This is a genomic window from Bradyrhizobium sp. sGM-13, from assembly GCF_018398875.1.
Classification (GTDB): Bacteria; Pseudomonadota; Alphaproteobacteria; order Rhizobiales; family Xanthobacteraceae; genus Bradyrhizobium.
On record NZ_JAGWDK010000253.1, the window covers coordinates 1 to 317 of the forward strand.

Sequence of the window (317 nt, forward strand, 5' to 3'; positions counted from 1 at the left end):
GTTGACGGCCTTGAACTTGCTGCCGTCGATCGCAACGCTCGCCTCGCTGAACAACTCAAGGCGTCGGCACAGCACCACGAACTCACGGCAGACCTTGCGGATGGCCTCGCCATTGTCCTTCCGGAAGTCGGCTATCGTCTTGAAGTCCGGCATCAGGCGGCCGGTCAGCCAAACTAACTCAATGTTGCGCTGGCACTCCCGCTCCAGGCGCCGGCTCGACTGCACCCGGTTAAGGTAGCCATAGACGTAAATCTTCAATAGCGTCGAAGGATGATAGGCCGGCCTTCCTGTCGCCTCCGGCTCGACGCCGCCAAAGC

Annotated in this window: 1 protein-coding gene; it reads right to left on the bottom strand. The window is 60.9% G+C overall.

The window, feature by feature from the left end; genetic code table 11:
- The coding region (locus tag KJQ96_RS38975) for a transposase (RefSeq protein ID WP_213291218.1) at positions 1 to 317 on the bottom strand (317 nt) is incomplete at both ends.